Raw genomic sequence first — 18183 nt, forward strand, 5'->3', positions numbered from 1 at the left:
CGCACGGAAACCGAGCCGCGACCGTTAGGAAGCGGAACAGTTATACTGGCAGGGACTGTGTTTCTGTCCTGAAGTCAGTGCCAGATTGTGGTAGAAGAGTCAGTTGCTTGCAGTTGGGAACTGACACTCCTTACACAGACGAAGTTTTAACTGAGTCTTCATTCCCGGCTACAAGCAGACCGGGCTACGGTCAGGTTTTGCATAACAAATTTACTTCATGTGAGTGTCTCTGAACACAAATCAAACATACAGGAATAAACGGGTTAATATGATTCCTGCAACATCACCTAATAAAATAGCAATAAGAAAGCCACGCCACAGGCTTTTTCCTTCCAGGCCAGAGGCTTCTTTCAGGGCAAAAAAATAAGTGGCGATTTGCCAGATGAGACAGGTTAAAAATATTAAGTTACCCACCGTTCCCAGCAGCGTAAGGTGCAGTTCGATTCCTTTGGAAATATCTTCTTTGAAATGGGATGGGGAAAGGTGTTTTTCCAGCATCGTAAATAAAATCGAAATGAATAAAGGAAAACGTGCCAGAGCTACAGTACCAAAAAAATCAATGATACGGATTCTTTTTTGCCTGAATAAAAGGGATACTGTTATAAACATGGAAGCTGTAATGAATACTGCGGCCGCATTTTGATAAAGCAGTAAGAAAAAATTAGGCTTTACTGCTGTTTTAAGGCCTAAAGGGATCATATAGCCGATAATACCATCAAAATAAGCATCAGTCGCAATACCTGTCAGACTCATGGCAACCATTAGTATTAATCCCAGCCCAAGAGCTTGCAGCCCTGCAATTTTCTGAAAAGGATTAATAAGGATCGAGTTTTCAATATTTGAAAAAACTGATTTTTTGTTTAAAGCAGCAGAAATTATCTGGTAATCATCTTCTGAAATTTTGTTTTCTTTAAGCATGGTTAACAGGCGCTTTTGTTCTTTAATCATCATTAAGGCTCACAAACGTTTCAACATAATAGCTGCATCTTTGGCGGAAATTTTACCTTCTTCCAGCAACTGCAAAATTTGTTCTTTAGACCCTTCTTTTTTTATTTCCATATCTTCCAAATTGTCTATCAATGCATTAAGCCTGTTCCTTAAGGTAGGGTAAGAGACCTTTTGGATAATGGCCATATCTTTAAGGCTCCCAGAGCATTTTACAAAGTCAAGAATGAATTGCAGATCATCTTCTGGCAGCTTTAATAAAGCGGATATTTCAAATTGTCCTTCAAATCGAGTATTACAACCAGAACATTCAATTTTGACCACATTTAAATTCGAGCTTTTACATGATGGACACTGTGTAATTATTTTTCCCATTAATTCAACCACTCATAATTAATTCTCGTTTTTAATATTTTACTAAATATCTTTATATAATATCAATATTTATTAGATTATTTAAAATAAATTTTAATTTTATTAAAAATAATATTTGTTTTTTTAATTTTTGATTGATATATTCTCACTTGCCGGCATTTTTTGATTTTATTTTGAACATTTGAATAGGGGCTTTAATGAGTAAAACAGAGGTAAAAACATCCTGGCAAAAAAACCTAAGCCTGGTTAATGACTATTTTGTAAATTCGGATGAAAAACTAATTGCGTGGCTATTGCTTATTGGCGTTGTTTTTAGTGTGGTAGGTCTGGTCGTTCTAATGAGCGTTTTTGCCTGGTGGTCTGCGGGTTTTTGGGTTGTGTTAACGGCTAAAGCGTTAACTCCTTTTTTAATAAGCATGGGACAATTTTCTTTGCTCGTCAGTGCTTATGTAGGTGTCAACGTTTTAAAAAACTATTTGATTGGAAAATTATCTATTCTCTGGCGTAACTGGCTGACAAAAAAAATTATGGATGAATTATTTGGCAGTGAAAACAATTACCTGGATCTAAAGCGGTTTTCCTCTGAGATTGATAATATAGCACAGCGTATCCAGGAGGACGTTAAAGTTTTTGTGGACTCAACACTTAAACTGGGAAGCGATTTTTTAAATGCAGCGCTTACTTTGGTCGCTTTTACAGGAACTTTATGGGTTGTTGGCGGTGCATTGGCTTTCACGGTTTTGGGGTTAAACATTGTCATTCCTGGTTATTTAGTCTGGACGGCTTTATTGGTCGCTGCAGGAGCCACAGTAATTACCCATTTTATAGGAAAATCGCTTCCTGATACGAATAAAGAGGCTGAACGTGCGGAGGCTGATTTCAGGCTGGATTTGGCTCAGCTTAATCATGAAGCTGAAAATATTGCCGAAGAGCATGCCGAAAACTATTATAAAGCTTCTCTGGAAAATAAAATTCAGGATGTGAGAGATACCGCTGATAAAAAACTTGATACGCAAATAAAATTAACTGCATTCCAAAGTTTTTATTCGCAAATATCTGGAATTCTTCCCACTGTACTTGCAGCACCTCTCTATTTTTCAGGAATGATCGATATAGGCCGACTCATGCAAATCGGGATTTCTTTTTCCTCAGTCAATTCATCACTAAGCTGCTTTGTTGGTGCATATGAAGGGCTTTCTACTTATAAGGCAAGCATTGAACGTATCAGTGAATTACGTAATACGTTCGTAAAAGACGGTTTGCCTGTTAATAGCAAAGCAATTATCAGAAAGGAGAGAAATAAAGATTGGATCAATATCAAGCGATTGAATGTTGTATTGCCACAAGCGGCGAGCACCGGGTATGTGATGCGTAACCTCAATCTGAAGCTCAAAGCGGGCGAACATGTTTTAATAAAAGGCAATTCAGATTTGGGTAAAAGCACCCTCTTTAAAGTAATTTCAGGCACTTGGGGGTATGGTGACGGAAAAGTATCCCTTCCTGAGGGTAAGAGTTTATACTTTTTACCTCAAAGGCCAACTCTTCCTTATGACACTTTAAAAGCTGTTTTGGCTTATCCAGAACCTGTGGATACTTATACCGAAGAACAATATATTGATGCGTTACACGCTGTGGGAAGGATGAATCATTTGACCACCAGGCTCAACGAAAAAAAGTCATGGTCAGAATTATCTCCAGAGCAACAGCAACGGATAGCTTTTGCAAGAGCTTTGCTGAAAAAACCGGATTGGCTCTTTTTAGATGAAGCAACTTCCAATCTGGACGAAGCGAGTGAGGAGCATGTTTATAAGACAATAATGCAATTAAAAAATACCACCATTGTCAGTATTGGTCATCGCAGCACAGTAGAAAAACATCATTCAAGAGTAGTGTTTTTCCGTGCTAATGAAGAAAAGGAAATAGTGGTAGAAGAAAAAGCTCTATCAGGTGAAAATGGAGGTTATAGATTATCTTGAACTGGATAAAACAAGCTTCTTATCCGAAACTCATAAGTTAAGGCGTTCCGACGTCCCATGGAAAAGTGCGGGACGGCGGAGTAGCGCTTAACTTAATGGCTGTGGCAGAGGGTGTGCTTCGTTAACTTCATCTTTCGATAATTTGGACGAGGCAAAAAATCCAATGCCGCTTGCTATAGTAGTACCTGCTCCCACACCGATTAGTATCTTCGCGAATAAAGCTGAAATTCCTACAGCTACACCAGCTAAACCACAGGTTCCTACAATAATTCCAGCCACGCCAGCTAGTAATAATACTGCTCCAATTGCTTTGACTGCCGGATGTGTTAGTACTTGTAATAAAAATGAGGGGGACAATTGAGCATCAGGTGCTGCTAAGCACCGCTTATATTCAAGGCGTTGCGTGTCATCCATTGCCGCTGATAGTTCCGATGGCATTAAACAGGTTGACAGTTTTACAGGCTTATTAGAAGTTGAATTATAATAGTCTATAGCTCTTTGAACGCCAGCTATATGAGTACTTCTATCATCAAAAAAATAAAACTCTGTATCATCTGAAAGAGTTAAAAAATGCTCTATCATTAGCCCCTTGGGGTCTTTATTATGCCCACCCACCAGCGTTACGATATCTGCGGGATTGGGGTCAAGAATTAAGCTATAATTTTGACAATTTCCTGGCATGGCAAAAAACTCTGCTGCTTCCGTTTGAGTTAAAAAAGCTCCTTTTTCTCTTGTCTTGTTATTTATTAATCTTAAACCTACACAGGCAATATCAGCTTGTTGTCCTTCAGTTAAAGCGGATTGCTCAGCCATTAAATTGCTGGCTCTTTTCCATTTTAAATCACCATAGGTATAATCAAGGGTATCGGAATCCGCGATATTGGTTAAATCCAAAGGCGATTGTTGCGCGCGTCGCTTTTTCATTAATGGATTATAAAGCGTTCGATAGGCGACTCCTGGCGTAGCTTCTTGCGGAGAAAAGAATTTATCAGCAGGAGTGACTGCACCTAATACATTTAATCCTCGTGATATTAAATATTCTACCAAATCATATCGAGAACGCGGTGCGCCAGTGTTACCATATATCCTGACATCTCTTAAATCCATATTAGTAAATAGATAAACATCAACAATTCCTGCATTGATTAATTCATCTACTAAGGCGGTATTAATATCCCCTTCAGGGCCATAAAGTAACGTGTCATCCACATCTAATAAGGCTAATTTAGTCATTTTTTTCTTCAGGCAGGTATGGTGTTGAATCAATATTGGGATCAAAATTATCATGGTGGATGTAAAATTGTCAATACGATTTTTCGAGGTACTCAAGCGAGCAGTAATCATTTGATAATAAAGATCTAGAGCATCTATGGGGGTAGGCCTGAATGGCTATTATGTTTAAAAAGAACTATGTAATGAATGAAGGTTACTTGCAGAGTGCTCTTCGGGCAGTATCCTTGTCGTTGCAACCGCTTTATTGGCTTGCGGGAAAAACCTTAATTTGCCACGATTATTATTTTCAAATGGCAAGGGTTGTTCAGTCAGTGCCTCACGATATTTTTTATTGATACGGATACCCTCTGGATGCACGTGTTCACCTAAATAAAAACAGGCCAGTGATAACCAATAGACCTGCGCATCGAATTTTACAGCAGGTTCTTGTTCTGCCAGGGAGTCAATAAAATCAGAGCCGTAGAAAAATAACAGACAATGTTTGGGGCTGGATCCTATATGGCTTGTTAACAGGTTTTCAAGTAATGCCTTTTTATGGCGATTCGATAAAAGTTCCTTCTTTGAACGTTCTGATAATTGGCCATAACTTTTATAGAAAGCTTGAAGTGCATTGTCACACTCTTTTGTCGTTAACACCTCAAACAAGCTGATGAATGTTCGCTTATCCGAATGATCTGTAACACAGATACGATCCAGCTTCTTTACATTTCTGGACGAACATGTATGGCCATTAATGAGATTTAATTGCTGGTAATTGAAGTCCACCTCATATCGACTTTTAAACAGATACAAAGTAATGTTTTCACGAATTGCTTGTTCGTGTGTAAGTCCGACAAAATGTCTTGATTCAATTCTTTTGTTGGGTTGATATTCAAAACGCTTGGCTATGTCTTCCCACCTTCTGCTGATTAGAAGAAATGTCTGCTCTTTATCGCCATATTCAGAACGAAATTTTATTGAATAATGCCTCATAATATAGCTCTTTGATTAAAATTAGTTTATCAAGAGAGAAGTTTACTCAGTAAATAAAATAATTTCATCGTGGTATTCTACGGAGAGGTCAACAGACCTTGGTAATTAGTTGCCGGCATTGGTATCACTGCCATTAAGTTAAGCGCTACTCCACCGTCCCGCGGCTTGTCCGCGGGATCCAGAGATCTAAGTTCGAACTGAGATTCCTGGATCCCGCGGACAAGCCGCGGGACGGCGGAACTCCTTTGAGTTTCGGATAAGAAGCTTGTTTTATCCAGTCGTTACTTCGATGCCGTTCGGGCTGAGGAGAGGCGTTAGCCTCGTCTCGAAGCCTTAGCACCGTGCCTAGGCTTCGAGACAGCGCTATCGCGCTTCCTCAGCCCGAACGGATCGAGGTAGACACTGGCTCAAACAACTTTCTTATCCAAAACTCGTTACGTTAAGCGCTACTCCGCCGTCCCGCGGCTTGTCCGCGGGATCCAGGAGTCTCAGTTCGAACTTAGATCTCTGGATCCCGCGGACAAGTGTACGGTGGAGTAGTGCTTAACTTAATGGCAGTGGGCATTAGTATGTCATTAACCCAGGTAACAAAAGTTGTCTATTTGTTCACATGATAATACAAGATGATAAAGTATCTTCCACTTTATTCTCTCTCTTGGATTCAAGTGTCTGCTCCATGGCCTGTTTCATCTCCAAATAGTCAGAATGATTCTGCCGCAATTCTTCATTTTGTAATAATGACAGAAGCAGACTCATAGGCGTATGACCATCTTGGTCTTTTGTCTTCATTAAGAAATGCAAAAAGTGTTCAGGTATATGATCTAACAAACACCGTAATGATTTTTTTCGACCAGTAGAGATGGCCAAATGCAACAGGTTTTGTTCCCCTTTAATTGTTTCACAAGGTCTTGTTGTAATGAAAATAAAAAATTGGCTGGCTTTCAATAGTTCAGGAATTTTATCTGTTTTCTCCTGTAGTATCGCCCATTGTAGTGCATTCAATCCCTCCGTATATTCCAAATATGAGTAGCAAGGCATCCTTTTATATGGATCTGTGTTGTCATAGTCAACCTCAGACATCCAATCAATGGCCGGTTTATGGATGAGATGATCTAGCCCGGATTCTTTGAGCCATAGTGCTATTTCAATGGCCCTGGGACGGTTCTTTAAGTGACAGGCCTTTAAAAAGGGAGTTAGCACCATGCACCTGGCATGTTCAAGCCAATCTTCGATTCTCATGAGACTGGTGGGTGATAACTCTGATTTTATCTGATCATAATGGTTTAGTAATTGAAAGAATAAATCATAATTAGGCTCACAGTACCATGCTTTGGCTTTATAGAAATCAATAAAAAGCATAGCCAGGGTATTGAATCGATCCTCAGGTATTGACGTTTGCTGCGCTGCCATAAATTTAAATTCCAGCGTCATCAATTGCGTCAGCATCTCACCATACATGAGTCTCTTTTCATACTCTATTTCATCTTCTGAAATGCCCTCAATGCAGAACGCTTTAAATTCGAAAGGTTCGGCAATTTTTACCATAGTTAAAAAAACTGGTCCGTAGCCCTGACGGTTAGAAAAATTTAATAAATCGTCAAGTTGATCGTTTAAGATTTCAGATTTGATAATGGCTTCAAAAACCTCAAAATGCGTACAGAATTCAATGATAAAATGTAATAAATTGCCACCTGTTTGTTCAAAAGCAACCCTGTTTAACAGAAGTTCAGGAGCCGTATTAATGAGAAACAGACTCATTTTTCTTCGATTACCGCGAATAGCCCAATGCAATAAATTCCATCCTGCGAATGGTTCATTGTCGTCAAGTAATAAATAATCAATAGCCGTTGTTTGTGCCATTAGTCTTTTCAGTGCTTCAATCTTGCCTTCATAGGCCAATCGGCAGGCACAATTTTTTAAGTAATTAATATTCTGATTGCTTTCAAAATCCCGCACATGGCGTTGTATGACATCAGGTTCATTTTTAATACAGGCATAAAGTAATTGTTCCTGAGGCGGGAGAGCCGCATTTGGTGATGTGTTTGTTGGATTGATATCATCCATAATGACTGTACTAGCGCCAAAGAAACTGTTTCCCCGATTCGAAGAACGCAAAGGTTGAACCGGTTTATGCCATGCGTGTTGAATCACAGTTGCTGTTGTTTGTTTATTCAACTCATCAAGCAGTTGTTTTAATCCTGCATGTTTATTCCAGGTTGATTTCATAATACTTACTCAGTCGGATTAATCTAATACTTGCGTTTTGTGTAAAATCGTACCATTTAGACCTATTAATAACATCGGGGTAATTCACGGATAAAATGCACATGAACTTTTTAGAGGCAAGCCTTGAATTTGAATTATCAATTAATAAATGATTCACAATTCTCTAGGCTTACACTATGATTTGATAGCTATACCAACATATAACTTGAAAAGGTGAGAGGTGTTGTGATTCCCGGTTATCTAATGGAGATTGATCTATGAAGTTCCTTTTTATTCTTTTGCTCCTTGTTTCTTGTTCGCCTCTCCCAAAAGAACAACCCAAAGCGACATTCATTGAACTTCCAGGTTTTATGGCTAACTCCGGTTTAGTGCTTGAATCAAATAACGGCAATGATTTTATTTTCTGGACGTTGACGGATCGTGGACCGAACGGAACGGATTTTCTTTCTTCAAAAAAAGAAATCATGAGGCCTTTTCTTGATCCTGCATTTCACCCATATTGGGTTCAGTTTTCAGTTAATCTGAAAACGAAAGCGGTAAACGTTCTGAATAAGATTTCGATTAATGTGACGGGGCTTCCTAATCAGAAGGGTGACGAAATTCCTGTTGACGTTAAAGGAACAGTTCTGCAATTTGATCCGAATGGTATGGATCCTGAATCGATGTGCAGAACTTCTACAGCGGTCTGGATCGGTGAAGAGTACAGCCCATCCATTGCAAAGTTTTCTGTTGAAGGAAAACTCTTAAAGCGTTACACCCCCGGAATAGCTTTGCCTAAAATTCTCGCTAAAAGACAACTCAATCGTGGGTTCGAAGGACTTGCCTGCTATAGTGACAAAATCTATGCCATGTTACAGAGTCCGCTTTCTGAAGAAAAAAATCTCATCCGTCTCGTCGAGTTTGATCCTGCCACTGAAAAAGTCACACGTGAATTCTTTTATCCCTTAGATTCTCTCGATGCGGATAAAATTGGTGATTTATCGGTGACTAAAGACGGTACCTTTTATGTTATTGAACAAAACAGTCTTATCGGTCCGGATAGTTTTCACAAAATTTTCAGTTTTAAATTGGGTAATGTTCCTCTGCTTAAGAAAAAACTTGAGCTTGATCTGACGAAAGCGGGCTTTGATTTTGCTGATAAGCTCGAAGGGCTTGTTGTGACGGATGACTATTTCTTCGTCGTAAATGATAATGATTTTAGTCTGACGAATGATAAGTTTGATCCCAATCGTAAAAGTTACCTTGGAGTTTTTCCGAGGTAATTATTTTCATGCGATACAAAAGACAATGCCTGATCTGAATAGCACTTACTTAAAATGTTTTGTAGTCCGGTCTGCTGTAGCCCGGCCTGCTTGCAGCCGGGATCGAACTAATGAAAATCCTTATCCCGGATAAATCTTATATCAGGCTCTGTGCCCCCAACAAAAATTCCGCTCCTTAACAGTCGCGGCTCGGTTTTCCGCTGCACGATAAAGTAATGACGAACACACGAAAACCGAGCCGCGACCGTGAGGAAGCGGAACAGTAAAACTTGTACTGTCTCCAACCTGTTGACCGTGAAGGGTATTGCCTGCCATTAAGTTAAGCTCTACTCCTTAACTTAATGGCAGCGGGTGTTGTATCAGGTAAGCGTTACAATAGTAGATAATTCAAATTTTGGTTTTATTAACTGATTGTTCGCGACTAGGGTGAAAGAAAATAAAATGCCATAAGTTCGCGTTTATACAAGATAACCAGTATGTATTCACAGAGATATCCACAGAAAATGTGGATAAGTAATGTTTTGTATCAATACAGGAATCCGCGCGATATTCCTTGTTCCATAAGGGATGCGCTAATTTAAGAAATATAATAAAAGAAATGGATTGACTTTTGATTTGAAAGTTTATCCACAGAAGTGTAAATAAATTTCATAGGGGATTGGACATCTATACTAACAACAATAATTTTAAAAAAACAGTCTTGACTAAGATTATTTTTTAAAACCATTCTTGCAAGTGCCCAAAGAACCCATTAAGGAAAAAGGAGCTGTTGTAGCCCGTATTAGGCTTAAGCCGTAATACGGGACAGTTCATGCTGTGATCCTAATACAGGCTACGGCATCTGATTTGCTAACCAATCTTCGATAGTCAGGGCAAAGCGAAAATGGTCTTGCCAGATGCCATTTACTTTCAAATAACGCGGTGAAAATCCCTCTTTGATAAAACCATTTTTTGTTGCTAGTTGTATTGAGGCAGTATTGGTAGGCTGAGATAATTTCCGTAATAATTAATTGCTTAAAATGATACATCGTGTCCCGCGGCAGGGGGGACTACGTTATCTGATTCCCTTCTTCGGGGTGCAAAAAATGAAGATGAAGTGAGGGGAATAGAATTAGAGGCAGAAGCTTTGGGTTTTTCGTATGGCTGTAAAGTTTGTTCAATTAATCTATACAGCATACTTCCTTTATTGCAGGAGCCGCTAAAACCATATTCGCGCATTATTGATTTTTTTGCTTCTTTAAGTTGATCAATAAATTCATCATCAGTTGTGTCGGGATCCTCCAATTGAGCAGATAAGGCGCTTACTATAGCTTTACGTGACCCATGCAAGGAATTGGGGGAAGTAACTTGCTGGCGAGTCATATAAATACATAACATCTTTTTAATTTCATTACGTAATGTGGAAGAGCGTATTGGGCGATCTAATTGTGATTGCATAAATAAATCAAACTCTTCCTCACTGCAATTTAATTTCGCAGCATTTAATTGTTTTAAAATAAGGTGACAATATTTACCAGAAACCAAACTATCAGTAATTTCCTTCAATTCCGATAGTGATTTAATAAAGGATTCAAAAGAAATAGCATTCAAATAACGTTCATGTTCAGCTTGAGGAATTAATTGCCAACAAACAAAAAACTCCTTTTTTGAATTAACCTGGCTTGCAAAATGTTCGAATACTTTATGAAAAGCTCTGAGATGGGTTTGGGATAATAAAGAGGAACACAACGTACCTCTATCTTGAACTGTTTCATGAAGAAACGATGCAGAGGTATCTAATAAAAGCGACTGAACTTCATCCTCGTCCTTCCAAAAAGAATAATTCTGATAAAACTCATCCAGGCTACCCCTTTTAGATGTAAATTCTTGGACTATCATTTTTCTGAGAGACGCAACACTGGTTTCAGACAATATTCCCATGTTTAAAAGATATTTATAGTGTCGTTGTGACAGTAAATCCTGATATGGTGAAATTAATGCAATAATTTGTTCAGGATTTTTCCTTGCAAAAACCTTAAGGAAATCTAAAAAAGTCTCTTTGTCAGAGGGAAATGGAACGTTTTGAAGTTTGGAAAATACTTCCCTTAAAGGAAAATCTTCTGTGTTGGCTAAAAGAGATAAAGCATGGAAGTTATGAATATGGTGAGCCCATAAATCACCTGTGCTGGCCAAATCTTTAAATACCTTAAAATGTCGCATAAGCTTTTTGGGAAATGCTGATAACTCCTTATCGTCAGCTTCCAGTGTTTGCCCTCTTTGAGTCAACGCTACAATAGCCGCCTCATATAAACTGTTCATCTGAACTGTTCTGTTTGCTGACTTATGTTCCCCTGGTTCAATAATCAGATCATACAATTCCTTATTTTGAATTAAAAACTCATTTAAATAATCGGATATTTGTTGAGCACAAGGAAAAATGTTTTCCGCTTTTTGCTTCGCGCTTTCCTCTTCAGTGAGAGTACAATCAGGATGTCTTACAAACAAAGCCAGAAAATAGCTTTCTAATGAATAGTCGGGATTCCCATAATGCTTAATTCGATATTGATTTATCTTTCTGATAGTTTCTACAGGTAGTTTCCGCCAAAGATCATAAAATGATTTAATCGCATCTTCACAAAGTACCAAATTCACCGATAGCTCAGTTCCTGCATCACTAACAGATGCTTTTTTCAAATGCATAGCCAGTTCTTTTATGGCAAATCCTACAGAGTGATTGTCATAATGCGAGGCATGTTGTTGCATCAAGGCCTGCATGTACTGTTTGCAAGGTTTTCCAGCTATTGTTTTAACTCGTGCTAAGTCTTTACTATTTAGTTGGTATTGTACCTGGGCTGGTGGCGGCTGAAAGTCAGGAAAGATCAGGTTAGTATTGCCTTTACCGACTTCAAAAATTTCCGCAACGGGGATTAAATAGGTACCTGTTTCGTCCAAAATAAATTGTTCAACAGCAAAATGACCTGACTCTTCAGTTTCTGATTTTAGTGAGTAAGACCCTCTACATAAGTCAATGACTGTAGGCATTAAAATCTTTACTACTGCCTCGTTTGCGTCTGCGATTTTTTCCGCAATTTTAAGACAGAGCTGATTTATCGGTAAAAAAGGATGTCGTGGGTAGGCAATATTAGTGTTTTTTAAAGCATCCCAGCGGGCTGAAAAATACCCTTTTAAACTAAGACATACATTTTCGGGGGAGATGCCTGATTTGAATGCTGTTGTTACATGCTCCAGAAAGCAAAGTGTCACTTTAGATTCCAATTGCATTAAGGCAATGGTTTTAGCGTCTAACTCTGAGGAAAAAGTTGCTTCTTTATGCTTATATTCGTCAATTAATGACGTGAGCATCTCTAATGTAATCATTTTTAATCTTAATAGAGCTTCTTTAAAAGAGAGACTTTATAATATACGATGAAATTTGTACATAAAAAGAGCTTTTTATGTGAGAAAAGAAAGAACAGCAATAGAGTCAGGCCTTGCCTTAGATGTTTTTGTAGCCCGGTCTGCTTGCAGCCGGGATTGAAGTGGCACCATGCCCCTTTCAGGAGATCCTTCGCGCAAAAAGACGCGCTCAGGACGACGTAGATCGGGAAAAGGGTAGCCCGGTTGCTCGCAACCGGGATCTGGAGTGTGATGAAGGATTGCTCCCGGCTGCAAGCAGACCGGGCTACGAATCGTGCCAGGATTCAGTGTGATAGGCGTACGGCTGTCGTCTAATTCGGGCTATGGCAGCTATAATACAATGTTCAATGCCTCACTTGCCAAAATCCTATCTTGAGCTTCCTATGCGAATAATTGCAAAATTTTTTCAGGAGGGCGTCCTATGATGGCTTTATTTTTATAGGTAACGACAGGTCTTTGCATGAGTATTGGTTCTTGGTGTATTGCTTGTAAAACCTGTGATTTATCATTCAGAGATAATCCCAATTCCTTAAGCGCAGCTTCATCACAACGAACAAATTCCTCCAAAGGAAAATGAGAGGATAGTTCGGTTAACTGCTCTATTGAAAGGGGATTTTTCAGATACTCAATTACTATGGGATTAAATCCCTGTTCAATTAACAATTCCAAAGCTTTTCTTGATTTGGAGCAATGAGGATTATGATAAATAGTGATTGATTGCATTTTAATCCGGGTACGTTATTTCATGTAATTTACTTTTTAAACTATCTGGACTGGCCTGTAAAGGCCACGTGAAGGGGCTTCGGCCTGGCTTATGCTTCAACTTCATGGTTATTTTAGGACAACATTCAGTACTTAAAGGACAACTTTAAATGAGTTAGTTTACAGCAATTCACCATGAGTAAATAATGCTCATCCAATTTTTAAAGCAGTATACAACCCATATTTAGAGCTTAATTTAACGTGAGTTTCGGATAAGAAAATTGCTTGGGCCAGTGTTTACTTCGATGCCGTTCGGGCTGAGGAGAGGCGGTAGCCTCGTCTCGAAGCCTTAGCACCATGCCAAGGCTTCGAGACAGCGCTATCGCGCTTCCTCAGCCCGAACGGCATCGAAGTAACGACTGGATCAACAACTTCTTATCCTAAACTTACGTTAATTTAATAGCGACCTGAGTATTGTAAAAACACTTCTCGTGGAGAGTTTCATGCCAAAATCAAAAAACGAATTATTAATTTCATTAATGGATGAAAATCAATCCAGTTTGAGGCTTCTTCCCCTTCTGAAGAGTGGCGCAAATCCATTGACTAAAAGCAGTAGTAATCAAAGCTTGTTTGCCTGGGCTGCGAACCGTACTCCTTTGTTTTACACCACTATGTTATCTGCAATAGCAAGCCAAACACAGTTCCATCTTACTGCCGCTGATTATACTAACGGACTTAGAGAATATATCTCTAACACAGAACATGCAGACGTGGGTATCATCATTCATTTTTTACGTTTGGGTGCCGATCCAGAGGTTAAAAGTGATTCAGGGCATGGTTTATTTGTCTTGCCTAACTGCAAACATTGGGGTTTTCAGGGCGATCAGCAATTATTTGATTATATTCATACGAATAAAAGGATGTCAGTAAGTTATTACACCAATACCTTATTTGAATATATGTTTTCTAAACACAGTAAAACCATGACTTATGGTGTGATTCATCTCTTGTTACAGGCTGGTGCAAAGACACATCGCAAGACAGAGGAGGGGGAAGAGACTATTGATTTTACGGATCTTCTTAAATCACATCTCGAGGTAAATGAACGCGCCAATCCAACCCAGATTCTTGAAATACTACGCTTGGGTGCTGATCCTAATGTCAAAAGTGAATCTGGGCGATGCTTGTTAGCCCTGGATCAGCTTAAGGGTTGGAAGGCCAAGGCATATCAAAAGTTGCTTAGTTTCCTTTGTCATCAGAAAAAGATGCCTGAACGTTATTTTACCAATGCCTTGTTTGAAAATCTTGAGTTTCGAATTTGTGAGCAATTTGGCATTATTCAACTTTTTTTACTTTTTGGTGCAAAACCATATATAGAGAGGGAAGGGAAAAGAATTACTGTATTTGATGCAGCCGCTGGAGGACGCCTGAATGCTGAGGGCTGTAAAATGATTTTTGATATACTTCAAAAAGCAGGTCATTCGCTCTATTCATTGTATGTTGTGCCCACTTCAATCGAGGCTACCAAGGCGCCTGATGTTTATGTGTCTTCACTTAAGAAGATCATCAGTTCAGGCAAACTAAGCCGTCAGCAATTGAACGCAGAGATGAAATCCTATCTGGATAAGAATAGTGAACCAGATGAAAGGGTGATGAAACTATTCGATATGGAAATGCTCCGATTGGCAAGAGAAGAGACTTCAGTTCATTCAAGTGCATCAACATGGAGTGGTAGTCTCTTATCGTTTTTTTATTCTTCTCCTGAACTACCGCAGACAAAGTATTCAGACGAAAATAGTGAGGTTGTGAAAATGAAGATGGATTAGCAAACTCGGCCTTTATTGGGCGCAACAGTTCTAATTGCAACCGATCAGCTCCTCATTACCATCACCATATTACAGTTGTAGCCCGGTCTGCTTGCAGCCGGGATCGTGCCACTTCGATTCCCGGCTGCAAGCAGACCGGGCTACGGCATTGTGCTACATCCTCATCCCTCACTCCATTGATTCAGGATAATGGATAATGTCATGGAATATGGCTGTTTCCGTCATTGAATTTCGGTAGCCGTGTGTCTGGTTTGCATTGAATCGAATCCCTTCGCCGTTGGAGAGTTTTTTCCACATTCCATCCACTAAAACCTCCATGCTCCCCTGAACCATGACTACATGCTCAATGACCCCTTGTTTGTGGGGTGGGGACAAATGCTCGCAACCTGGTAACAATTTGATAATAAATAATTCAAAATTCAATTGCGGCTCAAAAGGAAAAAGAGGTAAAACCTGGATTTTATTATCGTCAGGATGAAGGGTTTGTACTTGTCCTGTTCGGTACATTGCTTCGTTTGATATGGAGTCAATTTCTTCAATAAACGAGGAAAATGATGTTTCAAAACCTGTGGCTATTTTCCATAAAGTGGCAATAGTGGGGCTTGATTCTCCGCGCTCAATTTGGCCTAGCATGGCTTTGCTTACCCCTGTTGCAAGGGCAGCTTTATCCAGGCTCCAATTTTTCTTTTGACGTAAATCTTTTAATGTTGTTGCAATATGTTTGTATATATTTTCCACATTTATTTACCAAAAGTTATTGTGCGTTATAGCGCACAATGATAGTATGAGCTATTATGCGTTATAACGCACGAGTTGTAAATCAGTAAACCAAGGAGTAAAAAAGATGTCTGTCGAACTGTTTCAAAATAAATTGGTAGCGGTACTTAATAAAAGCATTGATGCGGGTAAAGTCATGAATGCCCTGGCTCATATGTGTATTGGTCTAGGTTCAGCCATTGGGCAAAAAAATTTAAGGCTGACAGATTATAAGGATGCCAACAGTGGTTCACATCCTTTTATTTCCGAAATTCCCTTTATTATCTTGTCCGACAATTCAAATAAAATAAGGGCATTACGTCAAAAAGCTTTGGCAGAGCATATTTTATTAAATGATTTCACTGATACGATGACTGTAGGCACGTATCAAGAACAAATTGAAAGAACGGCTCAGACAAAAGAAGAAGATTTGATTTATTACGGTATTGTTTTATTTGGGGATTGGGCAAAAGTCACTGAACTCACCAAAAAATGTTCTTTGTGGCGATGAGGAGGAGATTATGTCTGATGAAAAAATATTAAGTAAAAGTGCTCAAAGGGTGCAGCAAGCTCTGGCCAGTAAAGGCTTGGCGTTTGAGGTGTTGGAACTTTCTGCAAGTACACGTACGGCAAATGACGCTGCAAACACTATAGGATGTGAGGTAGCGCAAATCATGAAATCTTTACTCTTTTGTTCTGCCAAAACCAATCAGCCTGTTTTGATTTTAGCAAGCGGCATTAATCGTGTGAATGAAAAAATCATCGCGCAATGGCTGGGTGAAAAAATAGTTAAAGCAGATGCCGAGTTTACCCGTGAAATCACCGGTTTTGCTATTGGTGGCATACCGCCTGTTGGGCATAAACAGGTGATTAATCATATTTTCATTGATGAAGATTTGTTACAACATAAAGTCCTGTGGGCTGCTGCAGGCACACCTAATGCAGTTTTTAGCTTGCCTTCAAATGATATCGAATCGTTAACGCATGGCAAAATTATAGCCATCAAGTAGAGTCGGGTGTTTCCATCATGAGTCTGCTTTCTGTGCTTCAACAAAAGTTCCGCTTCCTGACGGTCGCGGCTCGGTTTTCGTGTGTTCGAAGATACTTCATAGTGCACCGGAAACCGAGCCGCGACCGTCAGGAAGCGGAACAGTTAAGGAACAGTGAGTAGCCCGGCTTGCTCGCAACCGGGATGAGGATTTTCGTTAAGTTAAGCCCCGTTATCCAAGTTGTAGCCCGTATTAGGCGGTAGCCGTAATACGGGACAATTCATGCTTCGATCCCGTATTACGGCTACCGCCTAATACGGGCTACGGTCTTCTAGATCTTTTTTCCCTGCTGATGAACCAAAGCCGTTTGATAAATCATAGAGGCCGTAACCAAATCTAAAACAGCCGAACCTACAGATTTAAATACGGTAATTTCCTGTTCATTCTCACGGCCTTGAATGAGGCCAGATATCACCTGGCCCAGCTCACCACTGAAATGAGAATGATCAATGCTTCCTGATTGCAGGGGAATTAAAATATCGCCTGCTTCAGCGAGCACACCTTCTGTGGTATCAAAAAAAATTTTATTTGCTTTTTGAATGATTGATTCGGATAATTCCTGCATCTCCGGAGTGTAAGCTCCCATGCCATTAATATGAGTCCCATTTTTGACCTTGAGACCATCAAAAACAGGCTTTTTAGAATTGGTAATTGCGGTGATGATATCAGCTCGTTCTATGGCCTTGTCGGCATCACCCCCGGCGAGTATTCGTGTATTAAACCGGGTGAATTCTTCCTGCATTTGGATTACAAATTGTTGTGTTTTAATGGGATTCGTACCAAATACCTGAATTTCTTCAAGAGCACGAACACTTAGAAGCGCTTCTAATTGGGTTTGAGCCTGGCCACCTGTTCCAAAGAGTACCGCAGTTTTTGCCTCTTTACGGGCAAGAAGATCAGTTGCGGCACCTTGCAGTGCGCCAGTTCTTAATTGGGTAAGGTAAGTACCATCTATAAGGGCACATACTTCTCCTGTTTTGCCATCCATTAAAATCATTTGAGAGGGAACAGTGGCTTTTCCCAAGACGGCATTTTGAGGAAAAACGGAGACAATTTTGATCCCTAAAGTATCAAGAGAAGGGATGTATGCAGGCATAAATAAACTTTGTGCGTTTTGCTTTGGCAGGTCAATGTTAAGCCTTAAGGGGACTATCGCTTCTCCCCTGGAATATAAAGCTAATGCTTCTTTGCATGCTGCAATGGCTTGAGTCATAGGCATTATTTTTTTTATATCGCTTTGATTCAGTAGTAACATTTATCTGCGTCCTGAGTGTTGTCTGAAAAGTATATTAACCTGTAAATTCAGACACAATAAATAGTATTTTTATCTATTTCGATAAGAGCGGGGACATTTCCAAGTCCTACGTGCTGCGGCCGAAGGTCCGCGGCATCCAGGAGATGCTCAATCAGCGACAGATTTCTTTAATAGACCAAGGATTGAATTGTTGATAAATTGAATTCCAGC

General features: G+C 39.6%; 14 protein-coding genes. 5 read left to right on the forward strand and 9 right to left on the reverse strand.

Annotated elements, in window-relative coordinates:
• Positions 1-240 precede the first annotated feature (240 nt).
• Positions 241-951, reverse strand: a complete 711-nt coding sequence (locus B094_RS0103035; protein WP_018576320.1) for a hypothetical protein — start codon at positions 949-951, stop codon at positions 241-243.
• Positions 952-957: 6 nt separating this feature from the next.
• Positions 958-1320, reverse strand: coding sequence for a DUF2089 domain-containing protein (locus B094_RS0103040; RefSeq protein ID WP_018576321.1), 363 nt, complete (start codon positions 1318-1320; stop codon positions 958-960).
• Positions 1321-1517: 197 nt separating this feature from the next.
• On the opposite strand from B094_RS0103040, the gene B094_RS15605 reads away from it, so the two are divergent.
• A complete protein-coding gene (locus B094_RS15605) occupies positions 1518-3296 on the forward strand; it encodes an ABC transporter ATP-binding protein/permease (protein WP_018576322.1) in 1779 nt (592 codons plus the stop codon).
• An 87-nt stretch (positions 3297-3383) separates the two neighbouring features.
• On the opposite strand, the gene B094_RS0103050 is transcribed toward B094_RS15605, so the two are convergent.
• From B094_RS0103050 to B094_RS0103060, 3 genes are all read right to left on the reverse strand, one after another.
• On the reverse strand, positions 3384-4529 hold the full coding sequence (locus B094_RS0103050) for a hypothetical protein (RefSeq protein WP_155823533.1): 1146 nt from the start codon (positions 4527-4529) through the stop codon (positions 3384-3386).
• Positions 4530-4694: 165 nt separating this feature from the next.
• On the reverse strand, positions 4695-5501 hold the full coding sequence (locus B094_RS0103055; RefSeq protein ID WP_018576324.1) for a hypothetical protein: 807 nt from the start codon (positions 5499-5501) through the stop codon (positions 4695-4697).
• Between the two features lie 606 nt (positions 5502-6107).
• Positions 6108-7727 (reverse strand): hypothetical protein, encoded by a 1620-nt coding sequence (locus B094_RS0103060; RefSeq protein ID WP_018576325.1) that lies wholly within the window; start codon positions 7725-7727, stop codon positions 6108-6110.
• Positions 7728-7984: 257 nt separating this feature from the next.
• Here B094_RS0103060 and B094_RS0103065 point away from each other — a divergent pair, with 257 nt between their 5' ends.
• The gene (locus tag B094_RS0103065) at positions 7985-8989 is read left to right on the forward strand and encodes an esterase-like activity of phytase family protein (protein WP_018576326.1); all 1005 of its coding nucleotides are present in this window, start codon (positions 7985-7987) and stop codon (positions 8987-8989) included.
• A 1014-nt stretch (positions 8990-10003) separates the two neighbouring features.
• Here B094_RS0103065 and B094_RS0103070 read toward each other — a convergent pair.
• Together B094_RS0103070 and B094_RS0103075 are read right to left on the reverse strand one after the other, a co-directional pair.
• A complete protein-coding gene (locus B094_RS0103070; RefSeq protein ID WP_040524007.1) occupies positions 10004-12346 on the reverse strand; it encodes a hypothetical protein in 2343 nt (780 codons plus the stop codon).
• A 420-nt stretch (positions 12347-12766) separates the two neighbouring features.
• Entirely contained in the window at positions 12767-13108 is a 342-nt protein-coding gene (locus tag B094_RS0103075) for an ArsC/Spx/MgsR family protein (RefSeq protein WP_018576328.1), read from the reverse strand.
• Positions 13109-13590: 482 nt separating this feature from the next.
• Here B094_RS0103075 and B094_RS0103080 point away from each other — a divergent pair, with 482 nt between their 5' ends.
• Entirely contained in the window at positions 13591-14913 is a 1323-nt protein-coding gene (locus tag B094_RS0103080) for a hypothetical protein (RefSeq protein WP_018576329.1), read from the forward strand.
• 168 nt (positions 14914-15081) lie between these two features.
• On the opposite strand, the gene B094_RS0103085 is transcribed toward B094_RS0103080, so the two are convergent.
• Positions 15082-15651 carry a helix-turn-helix domain-containing protein gene (locus tag B094_RS0103085; RefSeq protein WP_018576330.1) on the reverse strand — a complete coding sequence of 190 codons (570 nt, stop codon included), beginning with the start codon at positions 15649-15651 and terminating at the stop codon, positions 15082-15084.
• Positions 15652-15757: 106 nt separating this feature from the next.
• Between B094_RS0103085 and B094_RS0103090 the strand changes: the two genes are divergently transcribed.
• Positions 15758-16180, forward strand: coding sequence for a DUF2000 domain-containing protein (locus B094_RS0103090; RefSeq protein WP_018576331.1), 423 nt, complete (start codon positions 15758-15760; stop codon positions 16178-16180).
• 10 nt (positions 16181-16190) lie between these two features.
• A complete protein-coding gene (locus tag B094_RS0103095) occupies positions 16191-16679 on the forward strand; it encodes a YbaK/EbsC family protein (RefSeq protein WP_018576332.1) in 489 nt (162 codons plus the stop codon).
• A gap of 310 nt (positions 16680-16989) precedes the next feature.
• On the opposite strand, the gene B094_RS0103100 is transcribed toward B094_RS0103095, so the two are convergent.
• A complete protein-coding gene (locus tag B094_RS0103100; protein ID WP_018576333.1) occupies positions 16990-17973 on the reverse strand; it encodes an ornithine cyclodeaminase family protein in 984 nt (327 codons plus the stop codon).
• Between the last annotated feature and the right edge of the window lie 210 nt (positions 17974-18183).

Source organism: Legionella shakespearei DSM 23087, from assembly GCF_000373765.1.
GTDB classification, from domain to species: Bacteria; Pseudomonadota; Gammaproteobacteria; order Legionellales; family Legionellaceae; genus Legionella; species Legionella shakespearei.